This window comes from Stenotrophomonas sp. KH_036_B, assembly GCF_057839485.1.
Map to the genome: position 1 here is coordinate 2,102,330 of NZ_CM174491.1, position 19,239 is coordinate 2,121,568.

Genomic DNA, 19,239 nt, shown 5'->3' on the forward strand with positions numbered 1-19,239 from the left:
CATGACATGGCTGGCGGTGTGCGCCGTGGCGCTGGTGCACGCGCAGGCTTGCGCCCAGTCCACCACGCCGGCACCGGCCCGGATTCCCGTGCCCGCCATGGCCCCGCCACCGGCGCAGGCCACCCCGGCCAGCGAAACCCAGGCCAGCAACAACTACAGTTTCGTGCGCTATCGGGCCGACTACGTGGTGCGGCCCGACGCCGGCAACGTGCAGACCGAAGAATACGAGATCCTGCTCAAGACCAAGTCCGCGGTCGAGCAGTTCAGCCAGGTGCGGCTGAGTTACAGCGAGAAGATGGAAACGCTGGACGTATTGGCCGCATACACGCTCACCGCCGACGGCCAGCGCCGCGACGTGCCGGCCGACCGCATCTACACGCAGGAAAGCTATTCCAGCGCGGCCGCGGCCATGTACGCCGACCGCAAGGTGCGGGTGGTGGTGTTCCCGAACCTGGCGCCCGGCACGCGCGTGGTCTACCAGACCCGCCGCACCCAGAACACGCCGTACTTCCCGGGGTACTTCGGGCTGTGGGAAACCTTCAATGTGTTTACCCAGTACGACGACGCGCGCGTGACCCTCACCGCACCGTCCAACCTGCCGATGCATGTGCAGGCGCGCGGCGTCGAGGGTGGCCAGTCGCCGCAGCACCGTGATGGCCAGGCCCGCTGGGAATGGCGGTACCGTCGCGCCGATCCCATGCAGGTGCAGAACTGGTCCGCGGCCGCCTGGGAGTTCAGTCCCACCATCATGGCCAGCACCTACCGCGACTGGTCGCAGGTGGCGCGCGCCTACCAGGTGAAGGGCGGCGAGGCGGCCCAGGTCACCCCCGGCATCCAGGCGTTGGCCGACGAGGTCACCCGCGGCATCGACGACCGCCGCGAACAGGCGGCCGCGCTGTATCGCTGGGTGTCGCAGAACATCCGCTACGTGGCCGTGTACCTGGGCAATGGCGGGCTGGAGCCGAATCCGGCGCAGAGCATCCTCGACAACCATTACGGGGACTGCAAGGACCATGTGGTGATCCTGGAGGCGCTGCTGGCGGCCCGCGGCATCGAGAGCACCCCGGTGCTGATCGGCGCGGGCGGCGGCCCGACCCTGCCGGCCATTCCGCTGCTGGGGCGCTTCAACCACGCCATCACCTACGTGCCCGAGTTCGACCTGTACCTGGACTCGACCAGTGCCTACGCACGCTTCGGGCAGTTGCCCGAGGGCGATCTGGGCGCGCCGGTGCTGCACACCCGCCAGGCCACCGTGGCCCGCACGCCGGACAACGATGCCGCGCGCAATGGCGCGGGGTTCGAGGTGACGTTCCGCTTCGACCCGAGCGGCAACCTGGCCGGGCAGACCGTGCAGCAGCCGCGCGAAGTCACCGAGATCGGCCTGCGTGGCTCGTTCGCGCGGCTCAACGCGCAGAACCGGGCGCGCGTTGAGGAGTCGATCATGGCGGCGTCCGGCTTCGATGGCAGCGGCTCGCTCACCCTGGTGGGCGACCCGCAGGACCTGACCCGTCCGTTCAACTACCGCTACGACTTCCATGCAAGTGACTACGTCGACTTCGGCGTGGTCGGCGGGATGGCGCTGCCGGACGCGCCGGGTGGCGAATCCTTCCGCGACATCTACACCACCACCTCCGCGCCGGAAAACGCCACGCCCTTCTACTGCAACGACAATCAGCGCGAGGAAACCTACCGGCTCGAGTTCCCGGTCGGGATCCCCATCGTGGCCATGCCGCGCAACCAGCAGTTCCGCAACGCGGCCGGCGAGTACGCGTTGACCTGGTCGCGCGAGGGCCAGGCCATCGTGGCCCGCCACCGGCTGCACCAGCGGGCGGTGCGCGGCGCCCAGGCGCTGTGCGAGCCGGCCGACTATCCTGCGTTCCGTGAGCTCTACCAGCAGGTGCGGCGCGGGTTCCGGGGGCAGGTGGTCTACGGCGACCTGCGTACGGTCCAGGCCGGTCCCTGATTGCCCATTCAGGATGGCGTCGGCACACTGTCGGCCATCCTCAATCCTTGTCACTGGATCCCCCTATGCACAGCTCCTTCCGTCGCTATCTCGTTGCCGCCACCCTGGTCTGCGCCAGCGTGGGATCGGCCAGTGCGTGGGCCGGCGCCCGCGACGAACTGAACCGTTTCAGCCAGGGCCTGAAGGGCCTGGACGGGCAGTTCAGCCAGCAGGTGTTCGACAGCAAGGGCAAAGTGAAGGAAACCACCAGCGGCCGCGTCGCGCTGTCGGCACCGCGCCAGTTCCGCTGGGAGTACCTCAAGCCGCACGAGCAGCTGATCATTGCCGACGGCAAGAACGTGTGGGTGTACGAAAAGGACCTGGAGCAGGCCACCAAGCGCGCCCAGGGTGCCGAAGAGCAGAACAGCCCGCTGACCGCGCTGATCAACCCGAAGCTGCTGGACCAGCAGTACGACGTGAGCGAAGAAGCCGCGCCGCGTGATGGCCTGCAGTGGCTGTCGCTGAGCCCGAAGCGCGAGACCGAAACGTCCTTCCAGTACGCCGCGCTCGGCTTCAATGCCCAGGGCCTGGCGCGCATGGAAGTGGTGGATGCAGTCGGCCAGCGTACGGTGATCAGCTTCACCGGCTGGAAGCGCAACCCGGGCTTTGCGGCCGGCACCTTCAGCTTCGCCCCGCCGAAGGGCACCGACGTCATCGGCGATTGATCGCTCTACAATAGCCGCGTGGCCAGAAACCGAACGACATTCAACGGGCCCGATCTGCTGGCGGTAGATCGGGACAGCATGCGCCCGCTCGCCGAGCGCATGCGCCCGCAGACGCTGGACGAGATGGTCGGCCAGAAGCGTCTGCTGGCCCCGGGCAGCGCCCTGCGCCGCGCGGTGGAATCCGGGCACGTGCACTCGATGATCCTGTGGGGCCCGCCGGGGTGCGGCAAGACCACGCTGTCCTTGCTGCTTGCGCATTATGCCGACGCCGAATTCCGGGCGATTTCGGCCGTGCTGTCCGGCCTGCCCGACGTGCGCGTGGTGCTGGCCGAGGCCGCGCAGCGCTTCGCGGAAGGCCGCCGCACGGTGCTGTTCGTGGACGAAGTGCACCGGTTCAACAAGGCCCAGCAGGATGCGTTCCTGCCACACATCGAACGCGGCACCATCGTGTTTGTCGGCGCCACCACTGAAACCCCGTCTTTCGAGCTGAATTCGGCGCTGCTGTCGCGCTGCCGCGTGCACGTGCTGGAAGCGGTATCGCCGGCGGATATCGTCGAGTCCTTGCAGCGTGCGTTGCAGGACCCGGTGCGTGGCCTGGGCGGCGACGCGCTGCAGGTGACCGACGCGGCGTTGCTGGAGATCGCCACCGCCGCCGACGGCGACGTTCGCCGCGGGCTGACCCTGCTGGAGATCGCGGCCGAACTGGCCGGCGGCGAAGGCGGTCGGATCAGCCCGGAGATGCTGGTGCAGGTGCTGGCCGACCGCACGCGCCGCTTCGACAAGGGCGGTGAACAGTTCTATGACCAGATCTCGGCCCTGCACAAGTCGGTGCGCAGCTCCAATCCCGACGCGGCGCTGTACTGGCTGACGCGCATGCTCGACGGGGGCTGCGACCCGTCCTACCTGGCGCGACGCCTGACCCGGATGGCCATCGAGGACATCGGCCTGGCCGATCCGCGTGCGCAGTCGATGGCGCTGGAGGCGTGGGACATCTACGAGCGGTTGGGCAGTCCGGAAGGCGAGCTGGCCTTCGCCCAGCTGGTGCTGTACCTGGCCAGCACCGCGAAGTCGAATGCCGGCTATGCCGCCTTCAACCTGGCCAGGCAGGAAGTTCGCGAGTCCGGCACGCAGGAAGTGCCGCTGCACCTGCGTAACGCGCCGACCAAGCTGATGAAGGAGCTGGGCTACGGCAAGACCTACCAGTACGACCATGACGCCGAGGGCGGCATCGCACTGGATCAGACCGGCTTCCCGGATGCGATGGGCGAGCGGGTGTATTACCAGCCGGTGCCCCGCGGGCTGGAGATCAAGCTCAAGGACAAGCTCGACCGGCTGCGCGCCGAACGCGAGCAGGCCCGCGCACGCAAAGCGCAGGAGTGATGGGCGGTTTCGGCACATGGTGGCAGCAGCTGGGCCTGGTGATGGCCGGCGGCGCGCTGGGTGCGGCACTGCGGTTCATGGTCGGCGACGCCCTGCTGCGCCAGTTTGGCAGCGGCTTCCCGTGGGGCACGCTCGCGGTGAATCTGGTGGGCGCGTTTGCGGTGGGCTACGTCGTGGTGTGGCTGCAGACCCGCGGCAGCGCGGCGCTGTATTGGCGTGCGTTCGCGGTCGTCGGCGTCATCGGCGGCCTGACCACGTTCTCTTCGATGATGCTCGAGGCGGTGCTGCTGGCGCGCAGCGGGCGCGGGTGGGTCATGCCGACCTATCTGGGCATCAGCCTCGTTGCCGGGTTTGCGCTGGTCTGGCTGGGTGCGCGCTTGGCGGAGTGGCAGGTCGGCCGTTGACGCCGCAGGCGCGGGCGCTCACAGAAATCCAGCGGTAAATCCGCTGGATTTCTGTGAGCGCTCACGATATCGTGCGCGCCCCCGTTTTACTTCTCTGCCCGTCATGCGTGATGAAGAAGACCCCGGCACCCTGGAGCTGATGCTGCCGCGCAAGCGCGGCCGTCCGCCCACGTTCGGCTACGCCATGACCGATGCGCAGCGCGCAGCCCGTTACCGTGCACGTCGTGCAGGGCAGGCCGGGCAGGGCGACGTGCGCACCTGCAGCGACATGGTGCTGCTGGACAAGATCCGTGCGGCGATCAGCGGAAAGGATCCGGAACTGACGGGTTTTCTCGTGCATGTGCTGTGGCAGCGGTATCCGTTGCAGCTGAAGTAACCCCGCCGCGCACCATCAGTGCTACCGCCGGGCGCAGATAGCCCAGCAACCGCTCGGCCTCCTGCCAGTCGGCCGTATCGTCAAGCTCCAGCTCGTGCAGGTCCCCGGCGATCGCCGCCAGTGCGGGCTGCCCCAGCATGCGCAGGATGCCCGCCATGCGATGGGCGTGATGCCGCAGGCGGTTGGCGGCCTGCTGGCGCAGGGCGTCCTGCAGGGCCGTCTGCTCCTCCTGCAGCGACTGCAGGAACTGCAGCCACATGGGGTCGCCGCCCGGGTCCGCGCCCGCCGCGCTGGACGGGGGCGGGTCCACAGGATCCACCCGCAGGATGTCCAGCAGCCGGCGGGTGTCGAGCGGCTTGCAAAGCACCGCATCCATGCCGCAGGCGCGGCAGCGTTCGACGTGCGCCGCAGAGTCGTTGGCGGACAAGGCGACGAGCAGGGCGGGCGTGGCGCCACGCTGCCGTTCCAGCTGGCGCAGCAGCACTGCCAGCTCGTAGCCACTCATGTCATCCAGCGTGCAGTCCAGCAGCACGACGCCGCAGGGTTCGGCGGCCTGGTTGCGCACCGCGCTGGCACCGTCGGCGCAGCTGGTCACCGATGCGCCGAGCGCGGCCAGGCGGCGGCTGACCATGCTACGGCTCAAGGCATGGTCCTCGACCAGCAGCAGGGTGCGCCCAGCCAGTGGTTTGCCCATGGGGGGCGCGCCGGCCGCCTCGACAACGACGGGTATGCATGCCTCGAAACAGCTGCCCTGTCCCGGTGCGCTGCTCAACTGCAGGGTCCCGCCCAGTGCGCGCACCAGGTCGTGGCAGATGGACAGGCCCAGGCCCGCGCCGCCCACCTGCCGCGACCGGGCGCCATGCGCCTGCGCGAAGGGCTTGAACACGCTGTCCTGGTGTTCGCGTGCGATGCCGATGCCGGAGTCGCGCACCGCCACCCGCAGGTGCGCGCTGTCGGCGTCCAGGTGCAGGCCCATGCTCACCTCGATGTGTCCCTGGTCGGTGAATTTCAGTGCATTGCCGAGCAGGTTGCTCAGCACCTGGCGCAGGGCGTCGCCGTCGATCCACACGCGTGGCATCGGGTCGGTGGTCTGCTTCAGCGCGAGCACCAGGCCCTTGCCCTCGGCGGATGGACGCACCACGGCCATGCATTCGCGGACCAGCTGGCGAAGGTCTTCCCAGCGGGGGGTGGGGTGGTACTCGCCAGCAGCGAGACGTGAGTAGTCCAGCGCGTGGCTCAGCAGGTAGCGCAGGCCTGCACCGGCCGCGCGGGCGGCATTGACCAGTTGGCGCTGGCCCTGGTCGAGCCCGGACTGGTGCAGCAGGTCCACCGAGGTCACCAGGGCCTGCGCGGCATTGCGCACTTCGTGGCTCATCATGGCGATGAAGCGCGCCTGCTGGCGTTCACTGCGGCGTGCCGACTGCTGCGCACGGCGAAGCCAGAATCCGGCCGACAGCATCAGCAGCAGGGTTACGCCCATGGCCAGCAGTTCCCAGCCGAAATGCCGCGAGAGCACCGCGAAGGACGGTCCGCTCAGGTAGGTGGCCTTGGTCCAGCGCTGCATCAGCTCGGCATGTTCCTGCGGGCTGATCGAGCGCATCGCCTGGTGGATCTGTTCGAGCAGGGCCCGGTCCTGGTGACGGACCACCAGGTGCAGGCTGCCCGGCAGGTTCGCGGGGCCGCCATGCAGCAGCAGGCTGTCACCGTGGTCGCGGCGCACCAGGGGCCGCATCACCACGTCCAGCCCCACTGCAACGTCGACCACGCCGGTTTCCACGGCGGCCAGCGCCTCCCGCAGGGTGGGTACCCCGATGACCTGCAGGTGCGGGTGGTAAGCGGCAAGCCATTCGTCATGACGGCTGCCACGCACCACCGCCACCCGCCGCAGGTCTGCAAGGTCCGGCGGATTGGGCAGGGTGTGCCTGCTGGCCAGCAGGGCCTGGCCCCGGTAATACGCCGGCGATGTTGCCAGCGCGGCACACGGCGCCTCGTCGAGTGCGCCCAGCAGCAGCATCAGGTCCGCGCGACCATCGCAGAGGTCCTGCAGCGCGGCGCGGGTGGAGTCGACCTGCTGCTCGCGGAACTGCAGGCCCGTCTGTTCCGACACCAGGCGCGCGTAGCCGCTGATCAGGTTGGCGTCACGCGCCGCGCGACTCTCCGTGGCCAGCAGCCGGTGCTGCGACGGGTCGGTCGCCACCCGCACTGTGCGGGGCGTCGGGGCGGCGGTGGCCAAGCCAGGCGGCAGCCAGGCGGCCAGCACCAGCAGCAGGGTGCTGGTGCGTGCCCATTCGGCGCCGCTCACAGTACCGCCAGCTGGTGGCGCAGGGTGAACAGGTCGCGGTCGGTACGCAGGCCCAGCTTGCGGAAGGCGGCATGCTTCTGGGTGCTGATGGTCTTGATGCTGCGGTGCCGCTTGAGCGCGATGTCGGTCACAGTCATGCCACTCAGGCAGAGCTGCAGTACCTCGCGCTCGCTGGGCGACAGGCGGTGCGCCTCGTGTTCATCGCGGTAGTTGACCGGCAGGTGGATGTGGCCGGCGGCGACGCGCCCGACCGCGCGGGCCAACGCCTCCAGCGGTTCACCCTTGGACACCACGCCCGCGGCGCCAGCGGCAATGGTGTTGGAGATCATCACGTGATGCACGTTGGCCGAAAACATCAGCAGCCGCACGCGCGGGAACCGGCGGCGCAGCATGCGCAGCAGCTCCATGCCCTGCAGGTCGCCTTCGGCCAGGGCGTAGTCGATCACGGCCACGTCCACGACATGCTGGGTGAGGGTGTTGATCAGTGCCCGGCTGCGGGCGTGATTGCCCACCACCTGGAAACGCGGATCGTTGGCCAGGTGCACGACGCTGCCGCGCCGGACGACGTCATGGTCATCCAGCAGCGCGATCTTCAGCACGGGTGGGCATGCGGTTCCGTGCAGGGGGCCTGTAGGGCGTAGGGACAAAGGAGGCGCGCACTCGTTGGGTCTGCGCCATTCTTACTGCTTCACTGTCCGGCAAAGATGCCCTGACGCCAGATTAGGATTATTCCTATACGCGGGACGAGAGGCCCGTCACTCTCTGCACGCCTCCGGCCGCCCGGTGGCGATGGTCGCCCGTCAGCGCCGCTCGCGATCCAGCAGGCGTGTGAACTGCGTCGCCAGTTCGAGCACCAGCGGCTCGGCATTGCTTCGATGCAGCATCGCGATCTCGATGCTGTCGACCGGTGGCAGGCCGTGTCGTGGGGTGAGTGCGCGGTGTTCGCGGGTCATGGCGCGTGCCGGCAACAGGCTGATGCCCATGCCGTCGGCGACAGCGCCCTGGATCCCGCTGAGGCTGGAACTGGTGAAGCTGATCCGCCAGCGCCGGCCCATGCCTTCCACCGCCGCGATCAGCTCGTCGCGGTAGAGGCCGCGCGGTGGGAACGTCACCAGCGGCACCGGGTCCAGGCCGATGCAGGGGCTGCGGACGCTGTCCACCCAGCGCATCGGCTCGGGCCAGCACTGCACGCCCTGGCGGCTGTTGCGCCGTTGCTTGACCAGCACCAGATCCAGTTCGCCGTGATCGTAGGCATTGGCCAGGTCGCGGCTGAGTCCGCTGGTGACCTCCAGCTTCACCTCGCGATGGCGGCGGTTGAAACGCCCGAGCAGTTCGGTGGTGCGGGCGCTCACGAAGTCTTCCGGCACGCCGAGGCGGAGGGTGACGGCTACCGTAGCGCCCGCCAGGGCCTCGCCCATCTGGTCGTTGAGTGCCAGCATCTGCCGCGCGATGCCGAGCAGGGTCTGCCCGGCGTCGGTCGGGTGAACGTCGCGATTGCCACGCACCAGCAGCGGATGGCCGGCCAGCTGTTCCAGGCGTCGGATCTTCTGGCTGACGGTGGACTGGGTGGAGTGCAGGCGCGCGGCGGCGGTGGTGAAGCTGCCGCAGTCGGCGACCATCGCCATGGCGCGCAGCAGGTCCAGCTCGAACAGGGCGCGATGGGGTTTTCCACTGGGTCGCATGCTGGCATCCAGAATGTAAATGACGAGGGTGGCAGCATGCCACGCGGGTGCGACAACGCGCGCGGCTCAGTCGGCCAGGGCGGCGTCGCCGCGGGCCAGGCTGCGGCCGAGCCTGGCGCGGGCATCGCGCATCATCACGTGCAGGGCCGGTGGACCGAGTACCTCGAATTCCAGTTCCAGTGCCAGCAGCCAGTACACGACTGCGCCTTGCGGGTGCGCGCCGCACCGCAGCAGGCAGCGCTGCGCGTCCACCACCTCCAGCAGGCCGGCCGAGCTGGGCATGCGCTCGCGCACCACCTCGATCGGCGCGTGCAGGATCACGCGCGCCTCGTCGCCATACGGGCCGAGCGACAACGACGCGATGACGAACGCGCGCAGGTCGCCATTGGCCGGCGACGGGCGGGGGCGGAAGTGTGCACCGACCTCGGCCCCACTGGTCATGCGGTCGATGCGGAAGGTGCGCCAATCGGTGCGCAGCGTGTCCCACGCCACCAGGTACCAGCGGCGTTCGGCGTGCACCACGCCTTGCGGCTCGACCTGCCGGTGGCTGGGTTGGCCCTGGCGGTCGGCGTAGTCGAAGCGCAGCTGCAACTGGTCGCGACAGGCGCCGGCCAACGTGGCGAGCAAGGTGGCATCCACGACCGGCCCGGCCTGGTCGACCGGCAGGATCGAGGTGCGCAGGGCATCCAGTCGACGTCGCAGCCGGGCGGGCATCACCTGTTCCAGCTTGACCATGGCGGTGATGGCGGTCTGCTCGATGCCGCTGATGGTGCCGGTCACCGCCATCCGTAGCGCCAGCGCGGCGGCCAACGCCTCTTCGTCGTCGAGCAGCAGCGGGGGCAGCGCGCGTCCGGCGCGGAAAGCGTAGCCGCCGGCCACGCCGCTGCTGGCCTGGATCGGGTAGCCGAGTTCGCGCAGGCGGTCGATATCGCGGCGCAGCGTCCGGGGGTGCACGCCGATGTCGGCGGCCAGGGTCGTGCCGGACCAATGCGGTCGGGATTGCAGCAGTGAGAGCAGGCGCAACAGTCGGGCGGAGGTGGTGAGCATGGCAGCAGGGTCGCGCCTGTCGAGGACAGGATCTGTCCGCAATGGTGGCTAGCCTGTGTCCGTGGTGCAAGGCCCTTCGCCGCGCACCGTCCACGCCGACACACAACAAGGAGTTCTGCATGTCCCTCGTCTTCTACTGGCACCCCATGTCCAGTGCCACCCCCATCGCCTGCGCCCTGGCCGAGCTGGGTGTCGCCCACGACCGGGTGAGGATCGACATCCGCAACGGTGAGCAGCGCACCCCGGAATACCTGGCAATCAACCCCAATGGCAAGGTGCCGTGCCTGGTGGTGGACGGCACGCCGATCTTCGAAGGCCTGGCCATCCACCTCTGGCTGGGCGAGCGTTTCGGCGTGGAACGCGGGCTGTGGCCGGCCGCCGACACGCCCGAACGGCTGCAGGCCATGTCGTGGTGCGCCTGGGCTTACGTGACCTACATGGCCGTGATCGGCCGGCTGCGGCTGGCCACGGCCGATGATGCACTTCGCGATGCACGGCAGGCAGATGCGGCGTCCTCTGACGCCAAGCGCCTGCTGGAGGTGCTCGACGAACGACTGGGCGGCAACGCCTGGATGCTCGGCGCGCAGTACTCGCTGGCGGACCTGGTGGTGGCGCAGGTGGTCGGCTACGGCACCTACGTCGGGGCAGGGGTGGACGACTACCCGGCGGTGGCGGCATGGCTGGCGCAGGTGCAGGCCCGGCCGGCGATGCAGGGCGAGGTCTGAGCCTGGATTCGAATAACGAATGATGGCCATGCAGAAAGTTAACTGGTGAATGCGGGCCTCCGCGCCGTATGGTGCGGAGGTCTTTACTGCATTGCGCCCCGCCATGAACCTGACCGTGCTGACCGCGTTCCCGCTGCTGCTTGCGCTGACCCCTGCTGCCCTGGCAGCCGAGCAGGGCGATCTGATCATCCGCCACGCCACGGTGGTCGATGTCGAACACGCCACCACCCGCGCCGACCAGGCCGTGGTCGTGCGCGGCGGCGACATCGTGGCGGTCGGCGACGACCGCGTCATTGCCCGGGACTGGAACGCGCCGCGACGGATCGATGGCAAGGGCCGTTTCCTGATTCCCGGGCTGTGGGACATGCACGTGCACTTCGGCGGCGGCCCGGAACTGATTGAAGAGAACAAGGCGTTGCTGCCGCTGTACATCGCACACGGCATCACCACCATCCGCGACTGCTCCGGGGACCTGCCCGAGCAGGTGCTGCAATGGCGCGGCGAGATCGCCAACGGCAGCCTGGAGGGTCCGCAGCTGTTCAGCTCCGGCGCCAAGATCGAAGGCATCAAGCCGGTCTGGAAGGGCACGCTGGAAGTCGGCAGCCAAGCCGACCTGGACGCGGCACTGGCGCGACTCAAAACCGACCATGTGGACTTCGTCAAGATCACCGACAGCACGCTGACGCCGGAACTGTTCCTGGCCGCCGTGCGCGGCGCGCGTGCCAACGGTCTGCGCGCCTCCGGCCACATTCCGATGGCACTGACCGTGCAGCAGGCGGTGGACGCAGGGATCAGCTCGATCGAGCACCTCGATTACGCGTACAAGGCAGGCGTCAAGGACGAGGCCAGCATTGCCGCGGACTTCGCCGCCAAGCGCATCGACCGCGCCGAAGCCAATCGCCGGCTGGACGCAGGCGTTGATCGCGACACCGCCATGGCGGCGTACCGTGGCTTCGCCGCCAAAGGCGTGTACGTGACGCCCACCCTCAATGGCGGCCGCATCCTCGACTTCCTCGACCAGGACGATCACGCGCAGGATCCGTACCTGGCCTACATCGGCCCGAAGCTCCAGGCGACCTATGCCTGGCGTGTCGAGCGTGCGGCCAAGGCGAGCCCCGCGCAGATCGATGCGCGGCACCGCAACTACCAGCAGGTCGCCGCGGTGCTGCCGATGCTGCAGCAGGCAGGCGTGACGATCATGGCCGGCACCGATGCAGGCTTCCTCAATTCATTCAACTATCCCGGCATCGGCCTGCATGACGAGCTGGGCCTGTTCGTCAAGGAAGGGCTGACGCCCGCGCAGGCGCTGTCTTCCGCAACGCGTGCGGGCCCGTCGTGGTTCGGCACGCTGGATCGGTATGGTGGCATCGCCGAAGGCAAGGCGGCAGATCTGGTGTTGCTGGACGCCAACCCCCTGCAGGACATCCAGGCGACCCGCGCGATCCATGCCGTGGTGCTGCGCGGGCATGTCTACGATCGCAAGGCGCTGGATGCGCTGCTGGCGCAGACGCGGGCCAAGGTGGCGGCGTGGCAGGCGGCCGCGCGGTAATCCGGAGCGCACGTATCCATCCCTGTGCGACAGCAGCGTGACGATGCGGGCACTGCCGTCTGAACTGTTTAGTGACGTGCGCTGCGCGTCGATGACGGGTGGCTTTCAGCGCACGCGGCGGTAACGGGCCATTGCCTAGTGTTGAGTCACCGGCATCACTCTCGACGCCGAATACCGGAGACAGTCATGGGTAACCAGCAGAATCCGCAGCAGGGCCAGCAGAATCCGCAGCAGGGTCAGCAGAACCAGCAGAACCAGAAAGACCAGCAGGGCGACAAGCAGCGCCAGGGTCAGCAGCAACAGCAGGATGCCGACCAGAAGCGCGAGCGCAACCAGCAGGGTGGGCAGCAGGAAGAAGAAGAATAAGCACCTGCCGGAATGGAATGACCGAATCACCGAAGTCCGGCCCCAGGCCGGACTTTTTTTTGCGTGGGGTGGGGCGTGATCGCTGGCGTATGATGCCGTTCCCTGTGGCGCGCCGGCGGCGCCCACTGCAAAGGAATGTTGATGACGCCTGTTTCGCTGTCGTACCTGGTTGCCGCTGCTGCGTTCTCGTCCAGCGCCGTCGCCGCTGATGTGCCTGCCACCCTCGAGGGGCTGATCGAGCGCAGCGCACGCATCAGCATCACCCAGGCCTTGCCCTCGGGTGGCGCAGTCGATCATGCGGTGGTCGAGCAGTTCGCCAATGGCGACATGCTGGTGCGGCACGGCGGCGGGGAAGGCGTGCCCATCGTGGTCACGATCTGCACGCGCGCCACGTTCCTCAACACCGCGCCGGACACCGCGGGTGCTGCGCCGCTGTCGGGCGGCCAACTGCGCGCCATCCGCGGCGCCCAATACATGGGCGCGTTGGCCGGGATGGCGATGGTGACCGGCGTAGCGGGCCGGGAGGCCGAGGTGCCAGCGGCCGGGGCGTCGATCAGCACCGAGAAGACAACCGCCTGGGCGTACGGCAAGGAGCGTTACGCGCTGGCCGTCTCGCGCGACGCGGTCGGCCAGCTCCGGCTTCGGGCGACCAAGATTGCCACTGAGACCACCACGCCGGCGTCCGGCCCCGAGGATCGGGTGAGCACCGACGATGATCGCGCGGCGCGCCTGGCCGAACTGGAACCGGTCGGGACTTGGCGCGAGATGGTGGTGTCCCCGCACGAGCGCACGGAAGCACTGCCGGCGACGACGTCGCTGCGCGGCTGGGTCGATGCCAGCGGCGACACGTACGCGAGCGTGGCCGACGCGCGCGACGAGATGTCCGGATGCGGCAAGTGATACCCATTCGCATTTGCGGTACACTGGGGTGATCGCCTTGCCCTGAGTCGTGCCTGCCGTGCTTTCCTGCCTGATTCCGTCGTTCTCTCCCTGGTTGCGCGCCGTCGGCGTCGTCGCTGCGCTGGGCATGGTGGCAGCAGCACCGGCCGCGGCGCAGCAGCGCAACCCGCTGCAGAAGGTCGGCGAGACCGTCCTCGACCAGCCCGCGCAGAGCTATCGCTTCGAACGTTTCGTGATCGAAAGCGGTGCGCCGGCACGTCGCTGGCGCGTCAATGTGGGGCTGCCGACACACACCGCCGCCAAGGCTGCGCCGGTGCTGTACATGCTCGACGGCAATGCCGCTGCCATGGTCTTCGACCAGGCCATGCTCTCCGACCTGGCCGCGCACGCCGCGCCGGTGCTGGTGTTCATCGGCTACGACAACGACCTGCGCATCGATTCCTTGGCGCGCACGATCGACTACACCGCCTGGGTGGATACCGCCGACGATGAGAACGGTACGCCGCAGTCCAGCGGCGGCGGCGCGCAGGCCTTCCTGGAGATGATCCAGACCCGGATCAAGCCGGAGGTCGAGCGTCGGGCACGCGTGGATGCGGGGCAGCAGTCGCTGTGGGGTCATTCGCTGGGTGGGCTGTTCGTGCTGAGCACGCTGTATACCCAGCCCACGGCGTTCCAGAACTATGTGAGCGCCAGTCCCTCGCTGTGGTGGAGTCAGGGCGCGCCGCAGGGCGTGATGGAGCATCACTTCGTGGCCAAGCCGTCGCCGGCGAATGTGTGGCTGATGCTGGGCGGCGACGAGCGCAGCGGCAACCGCGGCGTGCGTGACCTGACCAATCCCCGCGTGGTCGCCCACCTGCGCCGCATTGCCGGTGCCACGCCGGACGCCGCCTACACGTTGAGCCAGCGCCTGGCGAAGGTGCCCGGCGTGCAGGTGACCTACCGCGAATTCCCCGGGCTCGGCCACGGGCCGATGCTGCCGGCATCGTTGAAGGCGACGCTGGCGGCGCTGTACGGCGCCGCCGACCGCAGCACCGCGCCTGCGGGCACGGCCACCGACGCGACCTCGGATTGATCTTTTTCACCCTTACCCAGGCAATGCGTGGCCATGTGCCACCGCCGCAGCGATGCAGCTACGCCAAGGCAACCCTTGTGACACGCGCCGCTGGCGCGCCCCTACAGAAGGAGTCTGCTATGTCCCGATTCGTTTCCCTTCCGCGCCTTGCGGCGTTGACCGTGGCCCTGTCGCTGGTGACCGGGGCGGTGTGCGCCCAGCCGGTGTTCGACGCGCCGGCCAACGGCTTCCGTGGCAAGGTCAGCGCCCGCAATGAAAACGTCGTGCCGGGCAGCACCGCCGAAGTGACCGGCCGTGCATTCGTGCCCGGTCAGCAGGTGACGCTGCTGCGCGGCGAGACCGTGCTCAACGCCACCCCGTACGTCGTCGACGCGCAGGGCAACTTCAAGGCCAGCGTGGCCATCCCGGCCGATGCGGTGCCCGGTCAGCACCCGGTGGTGGTGCGCGCCAGCCAGCCGGCCGCCGCCGCCGTGGTGGCCCTGCGGGTATCGCCGAGCCTGCCGTTGAGTGGGCAGCAGAACTTCAGCCAGACCTCCGGCAAGCTGGTGCAGGGGCTGTACCAGAGCAGCTACAGCGCGGGCAGCAACGCGCTGTTCGTGACCGCGGCGGTGGGTCGCCCGCCGGTGACCCAGTCGCAGCTGCTCAAGGTGGACCCGAAGACCCTGAAGGTGGTCAAGGCGATCACCCCGGCACAGGCGCCCGATGCCAAGGGGGGCAGCGTGTTCGCGGTCTACGGCGTGGGCGTGGACGACGCCAACGGCACCGTGTGGGTGAGCAATACCCGCCAGGACACCGTGGCGGTGTATCGCCAGTCCGACCTGTCGCTGGTCCACCAGTTCCCGGTGGGCGCGGTGCCGCACGCGCGTGACGTGGTGGTCGATGCCAAGCGCGGCAAGGTGTTTGCGTCCGCCGCCGGTGAAGATCACCTGTCGGTGTTCGATGCGAAGACGTTCAAGGCGCTGGAACCGATCACCCTGGCCTCGGGCGTGGACGACGAAAAGTTCGTGCCCATGAGCCTGGTGCTGGACGAGGCCGGCGGCAAGCTGTTCACCGTGAGCATCGGCACGCCCGAGGCGGCGGTGATCGATGTCGCCAGCGGCAAGGTCGACAGGGTGATCGACCTCGGCAATGCCATCAGCGCCTCGGGCGTTGCATTCGACGCGAAGCACAACCGCCTGTACGTGGCCTCGCAGGGGACCGACAACCTGCTGATCGTCGATGTGGCCAGCGGCAAGGTGCTGCACGACGTGGCCGTCGGTGCGGGCGCGTTGAACGTGGCATTCGAGCCGGTGTCCGGCCTGGCCTACGTCACCAACCGCGGTGCCGGCACCGTGACCGTGGTCGATGGCGAGGGCAAGGTCGTCGGCAACCTGGATGGCGGTACCTTCCCGAACCACGTCCGTGAGGACGGCAAGGGCAATGTGTTCGCCGTCAACAAGTCGCGCGGTGCGGAAGACCCGAAGGGCGACCGCATCACCCGCATCACCCCGATCCGCCGTTGATGTGCCGCGCGCGCAGGGCCAACGTCCTGCGCGCGCCTGACTGGAGAAAACCATGTTGAGCGCTTTGTCCGCACGCCGCCGCGTGCTCGTGCTGGCCCTCGCGGCCGGGCTCACCGCATGCGGTGGAACGCCGGCGGACGCCGTAGCGCCTGCGGCCACACCGGAGGCGCCCGCGCGTGCGGACGCGACCACCGCGGCCGCACTGCCGCAGGGCTGGCTGCGCCTTGCTGGCACCGACGTCCCCGCCAGCACGGGCCTGGCGCCGGTGTTGCCGGTGACCGTGCAGTCCGACGATGGCGAACAGGTCACGGTGAAGGACACCGCGCGCATCGTGGCCGGTGGCGACGACGTCATCGCGGTGATCGAGGCGCTTGGCATGGGCGGGCAGGTGTATGCCGCGCCATTGCGTTCGGCCACCGAGGCGGGACGCAAGGCGCCGAAGCAGTTCCTGTTCAACCGCACCACTGGCGTGGAAGGCGTGCTCAGCCTGGAAGGGTCGCTGTTCATCGGCAACAGCCTGCGCCGCCATACCGAGCTGGCCAGGAAGCTGCGCGGGGCGGGTGAGGCGGCCATCGTGATCGACGATCTGCAGCCGGCACCGGACAAGGTGCGCAAGGTGGCGGCGGCGCTCGGCGTCGCGGCGGCGGGCGAAGCGCTGGCGGCACAGGTGCAGGCCCAGCTGGATGAGGCCGCGGCGATTGCGGCGGCCAGCACGCACCACCCGCGCGTGATCCATCTCTCGGCCACGGGTGCCGGCGGCGCGCCCACCGTGGCCGGCGCCGACAGTGCCTCGGGCGCGCTGATCGCGCTCGCCGGTGGCCTCAATATCGGTACCGAGGCCGGGGTGGCCAACTACTCCGCGCTGAGCAATGAAGGCGTGGTGGCGGCGGCACCGGACGTCATCCTGGTCACCGAGAATGACCTGCAGCTGTTCGGCGGTGAGGCCGGGCTGTGGAAGGCCTACCCGACGTTGAAGCAGACGCCGGCCGGCGCGGCCAACCGCGTATGGGTGATGCCGGACGTACAGCTCAAGGCGGCCAGCGTTGGTTCGGGCAGCGGCGCCGTGGCGCTGGCCAAGGCGCTGGCGGCGCTGCCGTCACCGTGACTGGCAGTCCGTGATGGAGCGCAGCAGGCGTCGCCGCGCAGGCGGCTGGGTGCTGGCGATGATGGCGCTGGCATTGCTGGGCGCAATCCTGGCCTCGTTCGCGGTGGGTCCGCTGCGGCTGCCGCCGCTGGAGGTGATGCAGGCGATGGCGGTCAAGCTGGGGTTGCTGGACCCGTCGCAGGTGAGCCAGCGGGACATGGCGGTGGTGTGGAACCTGCGCATTCCGCGGGCGCTGCTAGGCGCGCTGGTCGGCGCATCGTTGGCGATGGCCGGCGCCAGTCTGCAGGGCCTGTTCGGCAATCCGCTGGCCGACCCGGGTATCGTCGGGGTGACGCAGGGCGCGGCGCTCGGCGCGGTGGCCGCCATCGTGCTGGGAGCCGGCAGCGTGGGCGGCTGGACGCTGCCGCTGGCGGCATTCGCCGGCGGCGCGGCGGCGATCAGCCTTACCTACGCGCTGGCCCGTCCGGGACGCAACAGCGGCACGGCGACGCTGCTGCTGGTGGGCATCGCGATGGCGGCGTTCTGCTCGGCGGCGATCGGATTCCTGACCTACATTGCCAGCGAAAGCGAGCTGCAGTCGCTGGTGTTCTGGCAGATGGGGTCGCTGGCGCAGGCCGACTGGGCCGACGTCGCCGCGGCGCTGCCGGTGTTCGTGCTGGGCACGGTGGCGCTGCTGCGCCTGTCCACGCCGCTGGACATGCTGGCGCTGGGGGAGCGCCAGGCACAGCACCTTGGGCTGGATGTGCGGCGCACGCGCTTGAAGCTGATTGCGTTCAGCGCGCTGCTGGTGGGCGCGGCCGTCGCGTTCGCCGGCTCGATCGGGTTCGTGGGGCTGGTGGTGCCGCACGTGGTGCGCATGCTGGTGGGGCCGGGGCACCGCTGGCTGCTGCCGGTATCGGCGGTCACCGGCGCGCTGCTGATCGTGGTGGCCGACACGGCGGCACGGACGCTGGATCCGCCGGCCGAGATTCCGCTGGGGCTGTTCTCGGCCGCGCTGGGCGCGCCGTTCTTCCTGTGGCTGGTGCTGCACCAGCGCCGGAGTGGAACGGTATGAGTGCGCCGTTGCTGCAGCTGGACGGGGTAGGGCTGCGGTTGGGTGAGCGCCGCATCCTGCACGACATCCACCTGGCCTTCGCGCCGGGTACGTTGACCGCGCTGGTCGGCCCGAACGGCGCGGGTAAATCGACGCTGCTGGCGGTGGCCAGCGGCGATATCGATGCGGATGAGGGGCGCGTGATCCTGCATGACCGGCCCATCGCGCAGTGGAAGGCGATGGCGCTGGCGCGCGAGCGCGCGGTGATGCCGCAGGACCACGCGGTGCGCTTCGCCTTCACGGTGGAGGAGGTGGTGGCCATGGGAAGGCTGCCGCACCCGGCCGACGCGGTGCGCGATGCGGCGCGGGTCGAACACGCGCTGGGACAGGCCGAAATGCACGCGCTGCGCCAGCGCGAGGTGCAGACCTTGTCCGGTGGCGAGGCGGCGCGTGCGACGTTCGCGCGCGTTCTCACCCAGGACACGCCGCTGTTGCTGCTCGACGAGCCCACCGCCGCGCTGGACCTGCGCCACCAGGAGCGGACGCTGCGCGCGGTGCGCGGGCTGGCCGATGCCGGCGCGTGCGTGATCGTGGTGGTCCACGACCTGAATTTGGCCGCCGGCTATGCGGACCGCATCGTGCTGCTGGAGCAGGGCAGGGTGGCGGCCGATGGCACGCCGGACCAGGTATTGACGCGCGAGCACATCGAGCGGGTATACCAGCAGCCGGTGCTGGTGCTGCGGCACCCGCAGCGCAACGTGCCGCTGGTGGTGGTGGCGGACCCGGAGTAGAGCCGACTGCTTGGTTGCCACGCAGGGCGTGGCACTACGCTTGCGTTTGGCTGCTGCTTGGTTGCCACGCAGGGCGTGGCACTACGTTTGCGTTCGGCACTGCTTGGTTGCCACGCAGGGCGTGGCACTACGCTTGCGTTCGGCTGCTGCTTGGTTGCCACGCAGGGCGTGGCACTACGCTTGTGTTCGGCACTGCTTGGTTGCCACGCAGGGCGTGGCACTACGCTTGCGTTTGGCTGCTGCTTGGTTGCCACGCAGGGCGTGGCACTACGCTTGCGTTCGGCACTGCTTGGTTGCCACGCAGGGCGTGGCACTACTGGGTGCCGCGCCGTTCTGGC

The 19,239-nt window shown here is 69.1% G+C and carries 18 protein-coding genes; 14 read left to right on the forward strand and 4 right to left on the reverse strand.

The genetic code is table 11. The features are described from left to right. The first annotated feature begins 97 nt into the window (after nt 1-97). The 5 genes from AC3ITN_RS09605 to AC3ITN_RS09625 all read left to right on the forward strand — a co-directional run bounded on the left by AC3ITN_RS09605 (nt 98) and on the right by AC3ITN_RS09625 (nt 4,827). Nucleotides 98-1,963, forward strand: a complete 1,866-nt coding sequence (locus AC3ITN_RS09605; RefSeq protein ID WP_489392900.1) for a DUF3857 domain-containing protein — start codon at nt 98-100, stop codon at nt 1,961-1,963. A 65-nt stretch (nt 1,964-2,028) separates the two neighbouring features. After that, complete coding sequence (gene lolA, locus AC3ITN_RS09610; protein ID WP_313341782.1) at nt 2,029-2,667, forward strand: outer membrane lipoprotein periplasmic chaperone LolA; 639 nt, start codon at nt 2,029-2,031, stop codon at nt 2,665-2,667. Nucleotides 2,668-2,745: 78 nt separating this feature from the next. Then, nucleotides 2,746-4,047 (forward strand): replication-associated recombination protein A, encoded by a 1,302-nt coding sequence (locus AC3ITN_RS09615; protein WP_489392779.1) that lies wholly within the window; start codon nt 2,746-2,748, stop codon nt 4,045-4,047. Further along, nucleotides 4,047-4,451 carry a fluoride efflux transporter CrcB gene (gene crcB, locus AC3ITN_RS09620; RefSeq protein ID WP_489392901.1) on the forward strand — a complete coding sequence of 135 codons (405 nt, stop codon included), beginning with the start codon at nt 4,047-4,049 and terminating at the stop codon, nt 4,449-4,451. Before AC3ITN_RS09615 ends, crcB begins: the two co-directional genes overlap by 1 nt. Nucleotides 4,452-4,554: 103 nt before the next feature. Next, nucleotides 4,555-4,827 (forward strand): hypothetical protein, encoded by a 273-nt coding sequence (locus AC3ITN_RS09625; protein WP_313341776.1) that lies wholly within the window; start codon nt 4,555-4,557, stop codon nt 4,825-4,827. On the opposite strand, the gene AC3ITN_RS09630 is transcribed toward AC3ITN_RS09625, so the two are convergent. The 4 genes from AC3ITN_RS09630 to AC3ITN_RS09645 form a co-directional block, all read right to left on the reverse strand. Next, entirely contained in the window at nt 4,751-7,129 is a 2,379-nt protein-coding gene (locus tag AC3ITN_RS09630; protein ID WP_489392780.1) for an ATP-binding protein, read from the reverse strand. The two genes, AC3ITN_RS09625 and AC3ITN_RS09630, sit on opposite strands and share 77 nt — an antisense overlap. Further along, a complete protein-coding gene (locus AC3ITN_RS09635) occupies nt 7,126-7,728 on the reverse strand; it encodes a response regulator (protein ID WP_313341770.1) in 603 nt (200 codons plus the stop codon). The genes AC3ITN_RS09630 and AC3ITN_RS09635 overlap by 4 nt, the downstream gene beginning before the upstream one ends. A 201-nt stretch (nt 7,729-7,929) precedes the next feature. Further along, a complete protein-coding gene (locus AC3ITN_RS09640; protein ID WP_489392781.1) occupies nt 7,930-8,811 on the reverse strand; it encodes a LysR substrate-binding domain-containing protein in 882 nt (293 codons plus the stop codon). A 66-nt stretch (nt 8,812-8,877) separates the two neighbouring features. Then, complete coding sequence (locus tag AC3ITN_RS09645; RefSeq protein ID WP_313341765.1) at nt 8,878-9,858, reverse strand: helix-turn-helix transcriptional regulator; 981 nt, start codon at nt 9,856-9,858, stop codon at nt 8,878-8,880. 119 nt (nt 9,859-9,977) lie between these two features. Between AC3ITN_RS09645 and AC3ITN_RS09650 the strand changes: the two genes are divergently transcribed. The 9 genes from AC3ITN_RS09650 (at nt 9,978) to AC3ITN_RS09690 (ending at nt 18,901) form a co-directional block, all read left to right on the forward strand. After that, the gene (locus AC3ITN_RS09650) at nt 9,978-10,583 is read left to right on the forward strand and encodes a glutathione S-transferase family protein (protein ID WP_489392782.1); all 606 of its coding nucleotides are present in this window, start codon (nt 9,978-9,980) and stop codon (nt 10,581-10,583) included. 103 nt (nt 10,584-10,686) lie between these two features. Continuing rightward, nucleotides 10,687-12,132 (forward strand): amidohydrolase family protein, encoded by a 1,446-nt coding sequence (locus AC3ITN_RS09655; RefSeq protein ID WP_489392783.1) that lies wholly within the window; start codon nt 10,687-10,689, stop codon nt 12,130-12,132. A gap of 186 nt (nt 12,133-12,318) precedes the next feature. After that, nucleotides 12,319-12,498 carry a hypothetical protein gene (locus AC3ITN_RS09660; protein WP_421566886.1) on the forward strand — a complete coding sequence of 60 codons (180 nt, stop codon included), beginning with the start codon at nt 12,319-12,321 and terminating at the stop codon, nt 12,496-12,498. Between the two features lie 141 nt (nt 12,499-12,639). Further along, nucleotides 12,640-13,398: a hypothetical protein gene (locus AC3ITN_RS09665; protein ID WP_489392784.1), complete on the forward strand. Its 759-nt coding sequence runs from the start codon at nt 12,640-12,642 to the stop codon at nt 13,396-13,398. 70 nt (nt 13,399-13,468) lie between these two features. Further along, complete coding sequence (locus AC3ITN_RS09670) at nt 13,469-14,470, forward strand: alpha/beta hydrolase (protein ID WP_489392902.1); 1,002 nt, start codon at nt 13,469-13,471, stop codon at nt 14,468-14,470. Nucleotides 14,471-14,589: 119 nt separating this feature from the next. Further along, entirely contained in the window at nt 14,590-15,972 is a 1,383-nt protein-coding gene (locus AC3ITN_RS09675; RefSeq protein ID WP_489392785.1) for a YncE family protein, read from the forward strand. Between the two features lie 52 nt (nt 15,973-16,024). Beyond that, a complete protein-coding gene (locus AC3ITN_RS09680) occupies nt 16,025-17,077 on the forward strand; it encodes an ABC transporter substrate-binding protein (RefSeq protein WP_489392786.1) in 1,053 nt (350 codons plus the stop codon). 13 nt (nt 17,078-17,090) lie between these two features. Next, a complete protein-coding gene (locus tag AC3ITN_RS09685) occupies nt 17,091-18,131 on the forward strand; it encodes a FecCD family ABC transporter permease (RefSeq protein WP_313341742.1) in 1,041 nt (346 codons plus the stop codon). Next, the gene (locus tag AC3ITN_RS09690; protein WP_313341739.1) at nt 18,128-18,901 is read left to right on the forward strand and encodes a heme ABC transporter ATP-binding protein; all 774 of its coding nucleotides are present in this window, start codon (nt 18,128-18,130) and stop codon (nt 18,899-18,901) included. The genes AC3ITN_RS09685 and AC3ITN_RS09690 overlap by 4 nt, the downstream gene beginning before the upstream one ends. Nucleotides 18,902-19,239 lie beyond the last annotated feature (338 nt).